The sequence below is a fragment of the Prevotella melaninogenica ATCC 25845 genome, from assembly GCF_000144405.1.
GTDB lineage: Bacteria > Bacteroidota > Bacteroidia > Bacteroidales > Bacteroidaceae > Prevotella > Prevotella melaninogenica.
Map to the genome: position 1 here is coordinate 708,740 of NC_014371.1, position 17,674 is coordinate 726,413.

Consider the following 17,674-nt stretch of genomic DNA (forward strand, 5'->3'; position numbering starts at 1 on the left):
TTTTTTGCAAAAAACGTCAACCCTTTCTGTAAAAACAGAAATGGTCGACCATTTTGTTTATGATTATTTTAAGCCCATTCCTTCACTACACAAGTAGATAAAGATTAGAATAAACAGAAAGTTCTTCTACATTACAAGATTTCTATACGCAGGCAAGAAGTGCTCTGTGGGGTCAACTTAAAACGGTCATTGATACGAAGACCGAGGACCCAAAGGATAGTACCTGTAGCATCAAGGAGGACCAACTGGTTACGTTTCTCAAAGCGGTTACGTTTGAGATTGGTGAGAAAATCACTCACAAGTTGAGTACCACGCATGCCAAGAGGAGTAAATCGATCGCCTTCTGCAACCCGTCTTAAGGTCAAAGGAAATCGGATAGAGGATGCATCAAGGTCAACAACAGTAGGAACCTTTGAGAATGAAACGTTTGAAGAAGGTGTCAATACTCGTTCAGTCAGTCGAAGAGACAGTTGCTCATCATAGACATAACGCCCTGTTTCGGGGATAACAAGCTGACGTGGTTCAGCTTCCTCACGAGGTAAAACCATGAAGACACCACGATCGTGTGTAAGTTCATGCGATGGGGAATACCACAGTTGCCCCGTCTGTCCATCAAGATGTGAAACCATCTCTGCAATCTGAGATGATGAAAAACCGAGTGGTTTTAGTATATAAAAGAGGAGAAAAGAAGGAGAAGGAAACGCACGAACAACAGACAAGTCGAGCTGAAATGGTTCGTTACTTAAACTGTTTGAACTAACTTGAGTTGCAGAATTAATAAAGCTAACAGCCTTTCCCAAAGCTGTTTTAAGTGACTCCTGCACAATAGCATCTACCTCAGAGAGATGATTGGAAGTAGTAAGAATAGCATCCGTAACCGATGGGTTAATCTCAGATAACTGTGGAAGGACATTCAAGCGAATCTTATTCCGCACTACATCATCTATTAGGTTAGTGCTATCAGTAACGAAAGAAACAGCGTGTTGATGAAGATAGTCTTCAATTTCTTGGCGTGTTACACAAAGCAAAGGGCGGATAACATCATGATTACGAGGACGAATACCCATCAAACCACTCAGTCCTGTTCCACGAACGAGATTAATGAGAATTGTTTCTACAGAGTCTTCTTTATGATGACCTACGCATACTCCGTCAGCACCTAACGCCTCCTTCAACTGAAAGAAATAACGATAACGCAACTCACGTGCAGCCATCTCAATGCTCACCTTATGCAAATCGGCATAAGCCTGTGTATCGAAATGGACTTTATGGAGTGGGATATTCTCACGTTGACAGAGGTCCTCACAAAACTGTTCATCCCTCAGACTCTCCTCTCCACGTAAATGGAAATTGCAATGAACAGCCTCAACACGATAGCCCAACTCCTTGATACATAGCAAAAGGGCAACACTATCTGCACCACCAGACAGCGCTACTAAATAAAGAGCATCTACCCGTAGCAGATGCTCAGAAACTATGAATCGTTTGATTTTATTCAACATAAAGGACTAATCCCTTCAAATATTCGCCTTCTGGATGATAAATATTAATTGGATGATCAGCAGGCTGATGAATCTGATGCAGGATGCGCACCTTACGTCCAGCTTGTGCAGCAGCGGTGAAGACAGCCTGTCTGAAATTATCTTTAGTGACTACCTGCGAACAACTGAAGGTAAACAAGATTCCTCCCGGCTTAATCTTTTCAAATCCTTTGACGTTCAATCGGGTGTAACCACGCAAACCATTCTTCAATGCGTTACGATGCTTTGCAAAGGCAGGTGGGTCAAGAATGATAAGATCATACTTACCATCGTTATCATCAAGATACTTAAAAGCATCCTCACAGATAGCCTCATGACGTGAATCATTAGGAAAGTTGAGTTCAATATTCTTATTCGTCAGTTCGATAGCCTTAGCCGAACTATCCACAGAATGTACCACTTCAGCCCCACCACGCATAGCATAAACAGAGAAACCACCCGTGTAACAGAACATATTCAGTACACTTCTTCCCTTTGCATAATACTCCAAGAGAGAGCGGTTCTCACGCTGATCGATAAAGAAACCCGTCTTCTGACCTTTCAACCAGTCGATATGAAACTTTAAGCCATTCTCAATCGCAATGTTATTGTCAGTATCTCCATAGATAAAACCATTCTCTTGACCAAGATCTGCCTTATAAGGAAGCGTTGTCTCGCTCTTATAATAGATGCTGTCCAACTTATCGCCCATCACTTTAACAAGAGCTTTCGCAATTACCTCACGGCATACGTGCATACCTACAGAATGGGCTTGCATAACGGCAGTCTTGCCATATATGTCAATAATCAATCCTGGAAGATTGTCGCCCTCACCATGAACAAGACGGTAAGTTGTGTTTGGGAACAGTCCTGTTCCTGTTGATTCTTCTCGAATTACACCAATCGCCTGACGCACTTGAAGAGCCGCTTTCAAACGACTTTCCCAAAACTTATCATCTATCTTCACGTCGTGGAATGAGAGCACACGGATAGCAATAGAACCTATTTGGAAATGACCAACAGCAATAAACTTCTTGTCATGCGTCATAACACGCACAATATCACCTTCCTCAAGTCCTTCTTCTATCTTGTTGATAGCACCTGAGAAGATCCATGGATGGAAGCGAAGAAGACTCTCTTCTTTGCCCCTTTTCAAATATACTTGCTTATACATAAAGTTCCTTTTTAGAGTTTATTGGTTTCCACTTCTTGCCGATTAGCGAATTATTTTCATGAAGATAATTATTTATTTACGTGAAAAGAAATCTTTTTCTTCATGAAAAAAAATATTTATCTTCACGATAATAATTTACATAGAGACGTTATTCTGATGTCACTTCTGGTGTAGGTTTCACCTTTGGAGGAACGACAACGAGTTCGTAATTACCACTATGTTTCAATTCATGCAGACGCTCATAGAGTTTGATACACGTCCAAGCATCTGTAGAAGCATATATTTTCTGCTTATCACTTAATATCTCGTTCTCCCAATTAGATAATTGTTCACGTTTTGTTATACGCTCATGAAAGACATTTGCATAGAGTTTCTGAAGACTCATATCTTCAATACCTAACGACTTAACATAGTCTTGAAGGTCTATAAAATAACCCGGCTTGAAGTCGAGTCGCTGATGCAACATCAACATATCATCGCCCAAAGAGAGTCCCACTTTAGGCACTGTTGTATCTTCAAGAAAACGTTTAATACATTCAGGTACACCTATGAGATTCAATCGAAAGAGGAAACACACTTCATGGTCGCAGGCTTGCAAGAGTGCAACCTTACGACGTTGCCCTTTCTTAAAGACAGGACGTGTTTCCGTATCAATACCGATAATGTCCTTAGAAAGCAAATAATTAACTGCCTTCTCAGCTTCAGCTTCATTTAAGACAACAACAATCTTCCCGGGGAAAGTAACCCTTGGCAACTGTGATATTTTACTCTTATCGAATCTATTGTATAATACTGTACTCATTTCGGATTGCATACTAACTTGCAAAATTAAAAAAAAAGTTTGAAAAACGGCACTTATGTGGCACTAATTTATTACTTTTGCAAGTATAAAAGAATAGCGATAAATGGCAAAGAAGAAAACAGAACATAAAAGAAAGACTTTCACCGAGGCGATCGGACTAAATAACATTATTAACGACAAGACTGGATTTATTGCCGGACTTATCCTTTTATGCGTTGCTATCTATATCTGTGTAGCTTTTTTTAGCTATTTCAGTACAGGTGCAGCAGACCAAAGTTTAGTAACAGACCTTCGTCCTGGAGAGGTAGAAAACACAAGTAGAGTTTTCCAAAATGTATGCGGTTCACTCGGTGCAATCATCTCATACGGACTTATTTCCCGCTGTTTTGGTATTCCAGCCTTTATCATTCCAGCCTTCATTGCACTTTGTGGTCTCCGCATGATGGGAGCCTACAAAAAGCTGAACCTAACGAAATGGTTCATGGGTATGGCTTTGGTAATGATATGGTCGTCTATTACTTTTGCCAAAGCACTTACCCCACTGATGGGTGACCAAGTCTATAATCCAGGAGGAGACCATGGTGCTTTCTGTGTTCAATACATGGAAAACCTTGTTGGTACACCGGGATTAATCGCTATCTTAGTGATTATCATGTTGGCTTACCTCACTTATCTTACTTCCGAAACGATTACTGTCGTACGCAAGATGATTAACCCATTTGGTTATATTCGTGACAAGGTAAAGTTTACGGTGGTACATGATAGTAAGGGAGACAACACTGAAAACGTCTATGATGATGAGGTGGTTATTGAGGAAGAACCTGTAGAGCCAGCAGAATATGTTGACCCTACCCTCGCTGAACCTATCGACTTGCCAACAGAGCCTGCAATCGTTCCACAAGAGCCAGACTCGCTCTATTCACCTAATGGTGGTGACAAGGCTAAGAATACAGCAGAGAAAGAAGGTCCAGGCTTTGAAGTTGAGGAGGAGAAAGTTGAGGAGAAAGCAAATAGCAAGACGCTTGCTAACAACAACCTTCCACTGACTCCTATCAATCCTCGTGAGCCATTTACAAAGTGGAAGTTCCCTTCACTTGACCTATTAAAGGAATATACTTCTGATTCTAAGACCAACTACGTTAGTCAAGAGGAATTAGAAGCAAACAAAGACCGTATCATCAAGGTGTTAAACGACTTTGGTGTACAGATTCGTAGTATTCGCGCAACAGTCGGTCCAACGATTACTCTCTATGAAATTACACCTGCCCAGGGTGTTCGCATCTCTAAGATTAAGAACCTTGAAGATGATATTGCACTGAGTTTGGCGGCTATCGGTATCCGTATCATTGCTCCAATGCCAGGCAAGGGTACGATTGGTATTGAGGTACCAAATGCTAAGCCAAACATTGTGTCAATGTTCTCTATTCTGAACTCACGCAAGTTCCAAGACTCTACAATGGAGTTACCAATCGCATTGGGTAAGACGATTACTAATGAGGTGTACATGGTCGACCTTGCTAAGATTCCTCACCTACTCGTTGCGGGTGCTACCGGACAGGGTAAGTCTGTCGGTCTGAATGCTATTATCACCTCCCTTCTTTATAAAAAGCATCCTAACGAGCTAAAGATTGTACTGGTTGACCCAAAGAAGGTAGAGTTCAGCGTTTACTCTCCTATAGCCAAACCATTCATGGCAGCTGTTGAGGAGAATGAAGATGAACCAATCATCACAGACGTTCAGAAGGTTGTAAAGACGCTGAAAGGTCTTTGTGTATTGATGGATGAGCGTTACGACTTACTGAAGGCGGCTCGTGTTAGAAATATAAAGGAATATAATCAGAAGTTCCTCAGACACGAACTGAACCCAGAAGAAGGCCATGAGTTCATGCCATACATCGTTGTCATCATTGATGAGTTTGGTGACTTGATTCTTACTGCGGGCAAGGAAGTGGAGATGCCTATCACACGTATCGCACAGTTGGCACGTGCTATCGGTATTCACATGATTATTGCAACCCAGCGACCAACAACAACAATTATCACTGGTAACATCAAAGCAAACTTCCCTGGACGTATTGCTTTCCGCGTTGGAGCGATGATGGACTCACGTATCATCCTCGACCGACCAGGTGCACAACAGCTTGTCGGACGTGGTGATATGCTTTATCTCAATGGTGCTGACCCTGTTCGTGTGCAGTGTGCCTTTGTTGATACGCCTGAAGTAGAGAATATTACCAAGTTCATTGCTAATCAACCAGGTCCTGTTCGCCCATTGGAAATCCCAGAACCATTGTCTGAAGACGAAGCTGGAGGAGGTGGTGCACTGGATACTCACAACCTTGATCCATTGTTTGAGGAGGCTGCACGTGCTATTGTTGTCAGCCAACAAGGTTCAACAAGTATGATTCAGCGTCGCCTGTCTATTGGTTACAACCGTGCTGGTCGACTGATGGATCAAATGGAGAAAGCAGGTATCGTTGGTGCAGCAAAGGGTTCAAAACCACGTGAGGTACTGATAAGTGACGAGGTAAGTCTTGATAATATGCTTACTATCCTCCGTGGATAACAAAGAATAAAAGTATAGGAAATCAGAATAAAAACGATAAAACAATGAAACAGATTAAATATTTGCTATTGCTCGTAGCCATCTTTATGGCAAATAGTATTTTCGCACAGAATGCTAATCAGGCTAAGGCTTGTATGGATAAAGCTGCAGCTAACATTTCTAATTTGGGTGGTTTTACGGCTCGCTTTGAACTTTCCAGACCTGGTGCTGTAGGTAGAACTGCAGGTACTATTTCTGTGAAAGGTGTTAAGTTTATTGCCACAACGCCACAGACAACTGTATGGTTTAATGGAACAACACAATGGTCATACATGAAGTCTACTGACGAAGTGAATGTTTCTACACCTACAGAAGCACAGCGTCTTTCAATGAACCCTTACGCATTGATGACATTGTATCGTCAGGGTTACAACCTTTCAATGACAAATGAAGGTGGTTCTTACGTGGTACACATGAAGGCAACCAACCCTAAACGCAATATTCCTGAGGCTTATGTAACTGTAAACAAAGCCTATCAGCTACAAAAGATCAAGATTAAGCAGGCTAATAAGTGGACTACTATCACTGTTTCTGGTATTCAGCGCAAGAACCTTTCAGACAATATCTTTACTTTCAACAAGAAGAACTATCCGTCTGCTGAGGTGATAGACTTGAGATAAATGACTTACTGGGAAGCTATACAAACATTACATAAGCACTTCTGCCTATCGGGTAGAAGAAATAAAATATGGCAAGCCAACAACGTAGCAAAGTACTTTTACTACGTGTTGGCTATTTTTCTTTGTTCTTATTTTGTATGGATAGGATGTGAATTGGCAGACCTCGTTATCGAGGATAATCTTGGCGGTTATCGTTTCATCTATGCCCTAATACCTGTGTTTCTGTTCATTGATTATCTTTTCAGATATACGACAGACCACCGATTACTGATGCATATCCGTCCTTACCTACTCTTACCGCTTCCCAAACATAGCTATACAGATTATCTGATTCTGCGACAACTGATAGTTTTCAAGAATGTAAACCTTCTCTTTATCTGTATTCCCTTTGGTGTTAAAACAGTCATTCCAGAGTTGGGTGCATCGGCTATGATTGGTTATACTGCAGGACTTTATCTCCTTCTACTTATCAATGGACAGTTCTTCCAATTTACACAAGTACTGACTGCACGTGGACTGTGGTATTGGCTCGTACCTATTCTTACCTATTTATTTATCGCCATAATAACTATCTTCTTCCCATCTCCACAAAGTTACCTCCAACGTTGGGCAGAGATTGGTAATGCAATGATAAGAGGAGAAGTGTGGATATATGCTGTAATGATATTGCTTCTAATAGGAATGATATTGCTAAATCGCAACGTCCTTGAGCATCGTATTCTCCAAGAGCAATACACAGCAGCACCAGTGAAACATGACAAAAATAGCATAAACCTTACTTTCTTCGACCGATTCAACCAGATTGGTGAGTATCTTAAGATTGAAGTGTGGGGTATTCTACGCAACAAAAGACTCCGTTTGATCTTCTTTCTCAACACCTTTGGTATCTTTATCTTTAGTCTAATCACAGCCTTTGACCCAGAGAGTGACATGGTTAAGATTAACGGCTTTGTCTACTATAGCTTTATCGTCTACGGACTAAGCTCACTCTCAAGAATCATGTGTTATGAAGGAAATTACTATGAATGCCTACTGATGCAGCGTAATAGTATCCAGAACCTTTTGCTTGCAAAGTATTATTTCTATACTGCCCTACTCTTAATACCGCTGCTCGCTTTCCTCCCTGTAGCTATAATTGGGAAGATAAGCTTTTGGACAATACTATCTTATGCCCTCTTTGCGGCTGGTGTCGCCTATCGTATTCTATTTCAAATGGCAATATATAATAAGGTAACATTCTCTATGCAAGCTACCCACACGGGCAAGAATGCGAATACTAACTATATACAACTCATCGTTACAATCATTACCATCATCAGTCCATTCCCAATTACCGCATTAGGTACATGGTGGCTAAACCAACCGATCCTCTCCAATACTATCCTCTCCCTCCTTGGTATCATCTTCATAACCACTCATCGTCGTTGGATTAGTAGTATCAGTCGAAAGATGAAAGACAACCAATACGAACAACTTGAAGGGTTTCAGAAGAGTAGATAAAGAAAACAACTTTCCGTTAAAACCAAAACTAAAAAAGAGCAGTTAGACTGAGTAATCACTCACAACTTGCATCTTCTTCACCAACTTTTTACATAGTACTAAACATCAGCACCACATGTGTTAAGCATCAGCACCAAATGTGCGCAGCGTAAGCACCATATGTGCGCAGCCTCAACCCCACAATAAAAGTACTAAAAATAAGATGAACTTTAGGGTGAATAGAACCGCCAAATAACAATGAATAAGGTGACAAGAGGAATACTTATAAACCAAGCATAGCCAATATAATCTAAGAAACTCTTCTCTTAACAGGAAAATATCTACAATCATTAGAAAAACAACTATAGTTAATTCAACTCAACACAGAACAAAATAAGTAATATAAATGTTTTTGACTTATAGAAGTTTTTTCGTAACTTTGCTCTCAGAAACAAATTAAAATAAAGATTAGAACGTTATGCTTACATTAAAGCTCATCAGTGAAGAAACTGAACGCGTCATCAAAGGACTGGAGAAGAAACACTTCAAAGGTGCACGTGAGGCAGTTGAGAAAGTATTGGAATATGACCGTTTGCGTCGTGAGACTCAGCAGAAGCTTGACACAAACAAGCAGCAGCAGAATCAGCTCTCGAAGCAGATTGGTGGACTGATGAAAGAAGGAAAGAAAGACGAAGCTGACAAGATAAAGGAAGAGGTAGCATTATTAAAATCTTCTGACAAGGCTCTTCAAGAGATAATGGATATGGCTCAGAAGGATATGACAGACGTGTTACTGACAATTCCTAACATCCCTAACGAGATTGTACCTGAAGGTAAGGATGCTGAGGATAATGTTGTTGTAAAGGAAGGGGGCGAGAAGCCAAACCTACCTGCTGACGCATTGTGCCACTGGGACTTGCTGAAGAAGTTTAACTTGGTAGATTTCGATCTTGGTGTGAAGATTACTGGTGCTGGTTTCCCACTCTATATCGGTAAGATGGCACGCTTCCAACGTGCCTTAGAGGCATTCTTCCTCGATGAAGCTCGTAAGAGTGGCTACTTGGAAGTACAGCCACCATTGGTAGTAAATCAGGAGTCTGGTCAGGCTACTGGTCAGTTGCCAGATAAGGAGGGACAGATGTATCATGCTAATCTTGACGACCTCTATCTCATCCCAACAGCTGAGGTTCCTGTTACAAATATCTTCCGTGACGAGATTCTCAACGAGCAAGACCTGCCTATTAAACGTTGTGCTTACTCTGCTTGTTTCCGTCGTGAGGCTGGTAGCTATGGTAAGGACGTACGTGGTTTGAACCGCTTACACCAGTTTGATAAGGTTGAGATTGTACGTATCGATAAGCCAGAGCACTCTTATCAGTCATTGGATGAGATGTTAGACCACGTTGAAGGTCTTTTAAAGAAGCTTGAATTGCCTTATCACATCCTCCGTCTTTGCGGTGGAGACATTAGCTTCACAGCTGCTCTCTGCTATGACTTTGAGGTGTGGAGTGCTGCACAAGAGCGTTGGTTGGAGGTTTCAAGCGTTTCAAACTTCGAAAGCTATCAGGCAAATCGTCTGCATTGTCGTTTCCGTCATGCCGAAGATAAGAAGATTGAACTCTGCCATACATTGAATGGTTCAGCCCTTGCTCTGCCACGTATCGTTGCAGCTATCATCGAGAACAACCAGACCCCAGAGGGTATTCGTGTACCAAAGGTACTCGTTCCTTACTGTGGTTTCGAGATGCTCGACGACAAGATGGACTAAAAAATACAGCCCCTCCCTTAAAAAGGAGGGGCATCATTACCGCGAACAACTAATAAAACAACAAAAGCTACTTACCCTTATCAATCTTTTATACGACTCTTTACAATAGAAGAACACCCAAAGTATAAAGAACACATAGGGTCAGTACTTTTAATATCTATTACCACTCCATGAACAAGATTATCCGTAAACAACAGTTTTCAGAGAAGGTTTTCTGCTTAGAAGTAGAAGCACCGCTCATTGCACGAAGCTGCCGTCCAGGTAACTTTATCATCGTGCGTGTTGACAACCACAGCGAACGTGTACCTTACACCATTGCGAAATCGGACCCAGTAAGGGGTACGCTCACCATGGTTATCCAAGAGGTAGGACGCTCATCAACAAAGCTTTGCCAGTTGAATGAAGGCGATGAGATTGTTGATATTGTCGGACCACTCGGTACTCCATCCCATATTGAGAACTACGGTACGATTATCTGTGCGGGTGGTGGTATTGGTATCGCTGCCATTCTCCCTATCCTTACAGCACTGAAGCAGGCTGGTAACAGAGTCATCTCTGTCCTCGCCGGTCGTACTAAGGAGTTAGTTATCATGGTAGACGACGTAAAGAAATACTCTGATGAGGTTATCATCATGACCGATGATGGTTCCTACGGAGAGAAAGGTGTCATCACCGTGGGCGTAGAAAAGGTGATACAGCGCGAACACGTAGACAAGGTGTTAGCTATCGGACCTCCTATCATGATGAAGTTCACCTCTCTTTTAGCAAAGAAATACGGCATTCCTAACGATGTTTCACTCAATACTATTATGGTGGACGGAACTGGAATGTGTGGTGCTTGCCGTCTAACGATTGGTGGTAAGACTCGCTTTGTCTGCATTGATGGTCCTGAATTCGATGGCGACCTCGTCGACTGGGATGAGATGTTCAAGCGAATGGGGACGTTTAAGGATATTGAGACCTCCCCCAACCCCTCCGAAGGAGGGGAGTGCCTGGCGGGAAACAAGTCAGAAAAAGAGGCTCAAGGGAAGACAGGAGATAAGAACAACGCAGAAAATGGAGCAGCAAACTGTCAAGAAGAAAACACCTCATCACCTACAGCCCACCTATCAGAAGAAATGGAGGGAGCTGATTGGCGTGCCACATTACGCAAGGAACTTAAGCCAAAGGAGCGCACAGCTATTGAACGTGTGAAGATGCCTGAACTGGATGCCGACTATCGTGCGAAGACCCGTTTAGAGGAGGTAAATATCGGACTAACGCCAGAGATGGCTATGCAAGAGGCTAAACGCTGCCTCGACTGTCCGAAACCTTCTTGCGTAGAGGGCTGTCCTGTAAACATTCACATACCAGACTTCATTAAGAATATAGAGCGTGGCGACTTCCTCGAAGCAGCCAAGATACTCAAGGAAACATCTGCCCTACCAGCCGTATGTGGTCGTGTTTGTCCACAGGAGAAGCAATGTGAGAGCCGTTGTATTCATTTGAAGATGAACTCACCAGCCGTAGCCATCGGCTATCTTGAGCGTTTCGCAGCCGATTATGAGCGTGAAAGCGGACACATGGCATTGCCAGACGTTGCACCATCCAATGGTATCAAGGTAGCTGTTATCGGTTCTGGTCCTGCAGGATTAAGCTTTGCTGGCGACATGGCAAAGCGTGGCTTCGAGGTTTATGTATTTGAGGCACTGCACGAGATTGGCGGTGTTTTGAAATATGGTATCCCTGAGTTCCGTCTACCAAACAAGATTGTTGATGTCGAAATAGATAATCTTCGTCGCATAGGCGTACACTTCCAGACCGATACAATCGTCGGTAAGACCATCAGTATAGAAGACTTAAAGGAGAAAGGCTTCAAGGGTATCTTCGTTGGTTCAGGTGCCGGATTGCCTAACTTCATGGGTATCCCAGGCGAGAACGCTATCAACATCCTTTCAAGTAACGAGTATCTGACACGTGTAAACCTCATGGACGCAGCCAATCCAGAGACCGACACACCAATCATTATGGGTAAGAAAGTCTTGGTTATCGGTGGTGGTAACACGGCTATGGACTCTTGTCGTACTGCCAAACGATTAGGCGCTGACGTCACACTTGTATATCGTCGTTCTGAAGCCGAGATGCCTGCACGTCTTGAAGAGGTGAAACATGCTAAAGAAGAGGGTATCAACTTCCTCACTCTTCATAATCCACAGGAATATAAGGCGGATGAAAAAGGTCGTGTATGTGCTGCTGTCTTAGATGTGATGAAACTCGGAGAACCAGACGCAAGTGGTCGCTGTCGACCAGAATTGACTGGCGAGACTGTCACAGTCGAGTGCGACCAGGTCATCGTTGCCGTAGGTGTATCACCTAACCCATTGGTACCTAAGTCTGTAAAGGGACTTGAGTTAGGTCGTAAAGACACGATTGTTGTCAACGAACAGATGCAGAGTTCACAGCCAGAAATCTTTGCTGGTGGTGACATCGTACGTGGTGGTGCAACGGTTATCCTTGCAATGGGAGACGGAAGAAGAGCTGCTGCAAACATGGCAGAACAACTATTAGCAGCCCACTAATCACCCTGCTTGTTGTTTGTATTGGTTAGTAGCACGTTTTATTAATAACAGTTACTCCCTTTCCAACAACAACAAACAGTGGTGCCAAGCCTTAGCACGAATGGTGTTGTACGTAAGCACCATTCGTGCGAAGCATCAGCACAAGTGCATAGAGGCATAAACAGCTTACTTTCTGTACACATAATAAAGGGCAATATACTCACAAACAATGTATATGAGAAGCGTGTACAGAATAGTACGAAGCCCTATAATCGAAACAGTCGGATTGAGTTCTTCAATCCGACTGTTTTAGTTTTTGAAATTAAGAGGCAAGCAATAATAGGACAATCCTATCAATCCATGCTATAAATCGTCGGGTCCTTCACTCCCGCCGCTTCAAAGGCTTCCTTACGTTCAACGCATGTTCCACACTTACCACAGTGGATATCAGCACCTTTATAACAACTCCAAGTCTTAGAATAGTCTATTCCCAACGCAGCACCACGCGCCACAATCTCAGCCTTAGTAATCTCCGTATAAGGAGCCTCAACACGCACCTTCACAAAGGTTCCAGCCTCCGTAGCACCATTCATCGCATGAATAAACTCAGGACGGCAGTCAGGATAAATCGTATGATCGCCACCATGATTAGCAATATACACACGCTTCAACTCATGACTCTCGGCAATACCCGTCGCTATCGCAAGCATAATGCCATTACGGAAAGGAACAACCGTCGACTTCATATTCTCCTCTTCATAATGACCCTCTGGGATAGCATCAGCCCCATCAAGCAACGAACTCTTAAAATACTGGTGCATAAAAGACAGTGGAATCGTTATATGAGGAATCCCCAACTTCTCACAATGATACTGAGCATAAGGCAGTTCCTTAGCCCCATGGTTCTGACCATAGTCGAAAGAGATTGCTAAAGCGATCGTCTCCGCCTTATCATAAAGCAACGTGATAGAATCAAGTCCACCACTAACAATAATAACCGAATCTTTCATTACAATCTTATTTTTCTGCAAATTTACAAAAAAGATAGTGTTTGATTTCACCAATCCATCAAAAATTAGTATTTTTGCGGATAGGAATATTATAACGTTACAAATAATAAAAAACAAATGAAAATTAACGATTTTAACTTCGCTGGACATAAGGCTATCGTCCGCGTAGACTTCAATGTGCCTTTGGATGAGAATGGTCATGTAACTGACGAGACACGTATCCGTGGTGCTTTGCCAACACTGAAGAAAGTATTGGCTGACGGTGGTGCTCTCATCATGATGAGCCACATGGGTAAGCCAAAGGGCAAAGTGAAGCCAGAGCTTTCATTGAGCCAGATTGTTAAGAACGTAAGCAATGCCCTCGGCGTTGAGGTTAAGTTCGCTAAGGACGCTGGTAACGCTGAAGCTGAGGCTGCTGCATTGAAACCAGGCGAGGCTCTCTTGCTTGAAAACCTCCGTTACTATCCAGAAGAGGAAGGCAAGCCAGTAGGTGTTGAGAAGGGAACTCCAGAGTTCGACGCTGCAAAGGCTGAGATGAAGGAACGTCAGAAGGACTTCGCTAAGAAGCTCGCTTCATACGCTGACGTATATGTAAACGATGCATTCGGTACAGCTCACCGCAAGCACGCATCAACAGCAGTTATCGCTGACTATTTCGATGCTGACCACAAGATGTTGGGTTACCTCATGGAGAAAGAGGTTACAGCTATCGACAACGTATTAAAGAACGCTCAGCATCCTTTCACTGCTATCATCGGTGGTTCAAAGGTAAGCTCTAAGCTCGCTGTAATCAAGAACCTCCTTGACAAGGTTGACAACCTCATCATTGGTGGTGGTATGGGTTATACCTTCATCAAGGCACAGGGCGGTAAGATTGGTAAGTCACTCCACGAGGACGATTTGATGCCAGAGGCATTGAACGTAATTGCTGCAGCTAAGGAGAAGGGCGTAAACCTTTCACTCTCTGTTGCTACTGTTTGTGGTAAGGACTTCTCTAACGATACAGAGCGTAAGGTATTCCCAATCGACCAGATTCCTGATGAGTGGGAAGGTATGGACGCATCAGAGGAGAGCATCGAGGAGTGGAAGAAGATTATCCTCGCTTCTAAGACAATCCTTTGGAATGGTCCTGTAGGCGTATTCGAGTTGGAGAACTTCGCTAAAGGAACTGGTGAGATTGCTAAGGCTGTTGCACAGGCAACTCAGGAGAACGGCGCTTACTCTCTCGTTGGTGGTGGTGACTCTGTTGCAGCTGTTAACAAGTTCGGTCTTGCTGACAAGGTTTCTTACGTATCTACCGGTGGTGGTGCTATGCTCGAGGCTATCGAGGGTAAGGTACTCCCAGGTGTAGCTGCTATCGAGAAGTAAGAGATTTATCTATCTCTCAAATATACACAAGCCGTTGCTTCATCATGAAGTGACGGCTTTCTTTATATAGAGAACTAAACGAGAAAACGAACCATATACGAGAGTAGTATCTAATGATTTACAGAAAACTAATTAACGATTTACAACTTAACAACAGGTTATAATCTTCATCAATCGACACTCTTTTGTAATAAAAACTTCATGCCTACAATTTTAGTAGATGCCTAATCGGAGTTGAATTAACGCCTAATTGGCTTCTAAAAGATGCCCTTTTGCACCCTTACTAACGCCCTTTTGCACCCTTACTAAGCACCTATTGAAAATCGCGCTCACAACTATTTGATAACAAACTACTTACAAAGGCACTAAAATTGTACCCTTATAGAGCTTTTATCTGCATCTTCCCCGCACCTTTTTGTAAACATTTATGCCCTTTAAACCTCATTCCCTTTGAACATTGAAGTTTGAACTTTGAACTTTATGATTTGAACTTTATGTTTTTTCCTTTAAACTTTACCTTTATCGGTAATCATAATTATGGATTGTGAATTATGAATTATAAATTAATGTAGTAATCATAATTATGGATTGTGAATTATGAATTAAAAACTTGCAGTTTCATACACCCTCAGCACCATTTCATCAGCAGGTGGACAAAAGATAAGAGTAGATAAGAGATAAACATTAACTTTGCATCGAGATAATTAAAAGACCCTATCAAAACTATCGCACTTACATGCGCAAAGCTTTGATACATAGAAAAAATAAACAGATGAAAAGAAACAAACAAAGGAAAAAGCAAATCATTCTTTCCACCACCGCTATCATTGCCCTACTTGGAACTATAATCTTATTGTGCAATATTATTGTTGACAAGAATGCAAAAGGTAGAACATTCAATGATATCAATGAAGTTCCCACCATGCAGACAGCCTTACTGCTCGGCACTAACCCAAAGGCAAGAGACGGTAAAAGACCGAGTTCCTTCTATATGGCACGCATCAAAGCGACTACAGAACTTTACAAACATGGAAAGTTCAAACAACTTATTATCAGTGGAGACAAGCGGGAAGGATATGACGAACCGCAAACAATGCGCCACGACCTTATAGAAAGAGGTGTCCCTGATAGTATCATCACAATGGACGGACAGGGTTATCGTACCCTACTGTCTATGAGAAATATCAAACAAAACTTTCGGGTTAACAATATGATTATCATCTCACAAAAGTGGCACAATGAGCGTAGCATCTTCTTGGCAGACAAGATGAATATTAAAGCAGTAGGATATAATGCTGATGACGTACGACATCCAAGGGCTATATGGACACATATAAGGGAGTTATTGGCAAGAGTTAAACTCTTTATTGACTTGTATATTACACATCGAAAAGACTTCTGTGAGTAGCTATCCTAAGCCACTAATAGGGTGCAAGAAATAGATTTTCTATACAAAGCAACAAGAGTATAGCTTTTTATTACTAAATTTGCAGTACTATAACAATTTGTTGACAATAAGTAGTGAAACAGCTGTTAATCATACAAAACGGAAGCACAGAAATGATGCGACTGGCGTTTGACGAGATTCTTTATATCCGATCAGACGGCAACTACTGTGTGATGACGCTTTCAAATGGTGAGGAGATACAGTTATGGATGAACCTCAAAGCCATTACAGAACTCATTGATCAACAGATGAGACAGCAAGAAATTGTATTCGTAAGGGTGGGTAAACAATACGTTCTCAACCTTCACTATATCAGTAGAATTGACACGAAGAAGGACCAGCTGAGCCTGTGGAGAAAAGAACTATCACAGAAGATAGTACTCGACTCTATCTCACACAAAGCGTTGCAGCTCCTTGAAGAGGGTATAAAACAAAAGCAGAATGAGTTATAGTGACGACGATATTCAGTTCTTAGGAGGTACGGAATTCAAACCTTCTCAGCTAACAGACAAGCAGCAACCAGCATCCCGAAGATGGTGGATAGGAATTGTTGCACTTGCTTTTATCGCCCTTTCTGCAGCAACCTTCTACTTCTGGCAGAAAGCAAACAGCCGTACCCTCGCTTTTGATTACCCATTAAGTCGCACGTCAACAGAAATCATTCGTGACTTGGAGAAGATGCCAACAGACTCTTTACAAGGGGTAACGATGAAGGTAGATTCACTCTATGGCGTGAGTATGAGACTATACGAACTGCATGGACTCACACCTACCCTATCTCGCACTGCCCCTTCTGACAGCGACTCTACCGTCTGTCTTGTCACACATGGTTGGGACTTCTATTGGGATGAAAACCATCAATATAAATACATTGGCGACTTTATCTATCATGGTAAGGAGTATGCCAGCAACCATAATAAGGCTGGCTTTGTAGCTATTGTTGGCGACAAGTGGCAAATAGGCATCGGTCAAGACGATTCCATAAAGGAGTATATCAAAGCCCACAATGGAAGTCTGTTCCGCCAATTTGCCCTCGTATCGGCAGGACAAATATGTGAGGAGCAGTTTGCCTTAAAGGGAAAAGTGACACGCTGTGCATTAGCACGTAAGGCAGGCTCTACAACGATTTGGTATGTTGAGACTATACACAAAGAGTCCCTCTACGACTTTGCACAAGCCCTTGCTGACTATGGCTTTACTGATGCCGTTTATCTGACAGGTGGAAACAACGGCAACACCTTCTATCGCACCCCAACAGATAGTATCTGTGGAGTGGCTGACTGGAATGGGTATGAAGATAACTTATTGATATTCAAAAATTAAGAGAACTTCATTCTTATATTC

General features: G+C 42.4%; 13 protein-coding genes. 9 read left to right on the top strand and 4 right to left on the bottom strand.

What is annotated here, in order from left to right; translation table 11 throughout:
* Positions 1-131: 131 nt before the first annotated feature.
* The 3 genes from tilS to HMPREF0659_RS09845 form a co-directional block, all read right to left on the bottom strand.
* Entirely contained in the window at positions 132-1,502 is a 1,371-nt protein-coding gene (gene tilS, locus HMPREF0659_RS09835; protein ID WP_013265179.1) for a tRNA lysidine(34) synthetase TilS, read from the bottom strand.
* Entirely contained in the window at positions 1,492-2,694 is a 1,203-nt protein-coding gene (locus tag HMPREF0659_RS09840; RefSeq protein ID WP_013265373.1) for a class I SAM-dependent rRNA methyltransferase, read from the bottom strand. Before HMPREF0659_RS09840 ends, tilS begins: the two co-directional genes overlap by 11 nt.
* A 148-nt stretch (positions 2,695-2,842) precedes the next feature.
* Positions 2,843-3,496: a 3'-5' exonuclease gene (locus HMPREF0659_RS09845; RefSeq protein WP_013265347.1), complete on the bottom strand. Its 654-nt coding sequence runs from the start codon at positions 3,494-3,496 to the stop codon at positions 2,843-2,845.
* Between the two features lie 103 nt (positions 3,497-3,599).
* Between HMPREF0659_RS09845 and HMPREF0659_RS09850 the strand changes: the two genes are divergently transcribed.
* The 5 genes from HMPREF0659_RS09850 (at position 3,600) to HMPREF0659_RS09870 (ending at position 12,526) form a co-directional block, all read left to right on the top strand.
* The gene (locus HMPREF0659_RS09850) at positions 3,600-6,062 is read left to right on the top strand and encodes an FtsK/SpoIIIE family DNA translocase (protein ID WP_013265261.1); all 2,463 of its coding nucleotides are present in this window, start codon (positions 3,600-3,602) and stop codon (positions 6,060-6,062) included.
* A 44-nt stretch (positions 6,063-6,106) separates the two neighbouring features.
* Entirely contained in the window at positions 6,107-6,721 is a 615-nt protein-coding gene (locus HMPREF0659_RS09855; protein WP_013265419.1) for a LolA-like putative outer membrane lipoprotein chaperone, read from the top strand.
* Positions 6,722-8,221: a DUF5687 family protein gene (locus HMPREF0659_RS09860; protein WP_013265786.1), complete on the top strand. Its 1,500-nt coding sequence runs from the start codon at positions 6,722-6,724 to the stop codon at positions 8,219-8,221.
* Positions 8,222-8,678: 457 nt separating this feature from the next.
* Positions 8,679-9,968, top strand: coding sequence for a serine--tRNA ligase (gene serS / locus HMPREF0659_RS09865; RefSeq protein WP_013265275.1), 1,290 nt, complete (start codon positions 8,679-8,681; stop codon positions 9,966-9,968).
* Between the two features lie 170 nt (positions 9,969-10,138).
* On the top strand, positions 10,139-12,526 hold the full coding sequence (locus HMPREF0659_RS09870; protein WP_013265252.1) for a bifunctional dihydroorotate dehydrogenase B NAD binding subunit/NADPH-dependent glutamate synthase: 2,388 nt from the start codon (positions 10,139-10,141) through the stop codon (positions 12,524-12,526).
* Positions 12,527-12,858: 332 nt separating this feature from the next.
* On the opposite strand, the gene queC is transcribed toward HMPREF0659_RS09870, so the two are convergent.
* Entirely contained in the window at positions 12,859-13,515 is a 657-nt protein-coding gene (gene queC / locus HMPREF0659_RS09875; protein WP_013265362.1) for a 7-cyano-7-deazaguanine synthase QueC, read from the bottom strand.
* Between the two features lie 117 nt (positions 13,516-13,632).
* Here queC and HMPREF0659_RS09880 point away from each other — a divergent pair, with 117 nt between their 5' ends.
* The 4 genes from HMPREF0659_RS09880 to HMPREF0659_RS09895 all read left to right on the top strand — a co-directional run bounded on the left by HMPREF0659_RS09880 (position 13,633) and on the right by HMPREF0659_RS09895 (position 17,653).
* Positions 13,633-14,883, top strand: coding sequence for a phosphoglycerate kinase (locus HMPREF0659_RS09880; RefSeq protein ID WP_013265062.1), 1,251 nt, complete (start codon positions 13,633-13,635; stop codon positions 14,881-14,883).
* 772 nt (positions 14,884-15,655) lie between these two features.
* Complete coding sequence (locus HMPREF0659_RS09885; protein WP_044046192.1) at positions 15,656-16,291, top strand: SanA/YdcF family protein; 636 nt, start codon at positions 15,656-15,658, stop codon at positions 16,289-16,291.
* A 113-nt stretch (positions 16,292-16,404) separates the two neighbouring features.
* The gene (locus HMPREF0659_RS09890) at positions 16,405-16,782 is read left to right on the top strand and encodes a LytTR family DNA-binding domain-containing protein (protein ID WP_226893203.1); all 378 of its coding nucleotides are present in this window, start codon (positions 16,405-16,407) and stop codon (positions 16,780-16,782) included.
* Complete coding sequence (locus HMPREF0659_RS09895) at positions 16,772-17,653, top strand: hypothetical protein (protein WP_013265203.1); 882 nt, start codon at positions 16,772-16,774, stop codon at positions 17,651-17,653. The genes HMPREF0659_RS09890 and HMPREF0659_RS09895 overlap by 11 nt, the downstream gene beginning before the upstream one ends.
* Positions 17,654-17,674 lie beyond the last annotated feature (21 nt).

What these genes read in the sequence shown, in the direction of transcription:
- tilS (WP_013265179.1), bottom strand. Translation starts at nt 1,502, where the DNA reads ATGTTGAATAAAATCAAACGATTCATAGTTTCTGAGCATCTGCTACGG.
- HMPREF0659_RS09840 (WP_013265373.1), bottom strand. Translation starts at nt 2,694, where the DNA reads ATGTATAAGCAAGTATATTTGAAAAGGGGCAAAGAAGAGAGTCTTCTT.
- HMPREF0659_RS09845 (WP_013265347.1), bottom strand. Translation starts at nt 3,496, where the DNA reads ATGAGTACAGTATTATACAATAGATTCGATAAGAGTAAAATATCACAG.
- HMPREF0659_RS09850 (WP_013265261.1), top strand. Translation starts at nt 3,600, where the DNA reads ATGGCAAAGAAGAAAACAGAACATAAAAGAAAGACTTTCACCGAGGCG.
- HMPREF0659_RS09855 (WP_013265419.1), top strand. Translation starts at nt 6,107, where the DNA reads ATGAAACAGATTAAATATTTGCTATTGCTCGTAGCCATCTTTATGGCA.
- HMPREF0659_RS09860 (WP_013265786.1), top strand. Translation starts at nt 6,722, where the DNA reads ATGACTTACTGGGAAGCTATACAAACATTACATAAGCACTTCTGCCTA.
- serS (WP_013265275.1), top strand. Translation starts at nt 8,679, where the DNA reads ATGCTTACATTAAAGCTCATCAGTGAAGAAACTGAACGCGTCATCAAA.
- HMPREF0659_RS09870 (WP_013265252.1), top strand. Translation starts at nt 10,139, where the DNA reads ATGAACAAGATTATCCGTAAACAACAGTTTTCAGAGAAGGTTTTCTGC.
- queC (WP_013265362.1), bottom strand. Translation starts at nt 13,515, where the DNA reads ATGAAAGATTCGGTTATTATTGTTAGTGGTGGACTTGATTCTATCACG.
- HMPREF0659_RS09880 (WP_013265062.1), top strand. Translation starts at nt 13,633, where the DNA reads ATGAAAATTAACGATTTTAACTTCGCTGGACATAAGGCTATCGTCCGC.
- HMPREF0659_RS09885 (WP_044046192.1), top strand. Translation starts at nt 15,656, where the DNA reads ATGAAAAGAAACAAACAAAGGAAAAAGCAAATCATTCTTTCCACCACC.
- HMPREF0659_RS09895 (WP_013265203.1), top strand. Translation starts at nt 16,772, where the DNA reads ATGAGTTATAGTGACGACGATATTCAGTTCTTAGGAGGTACGGAATTC.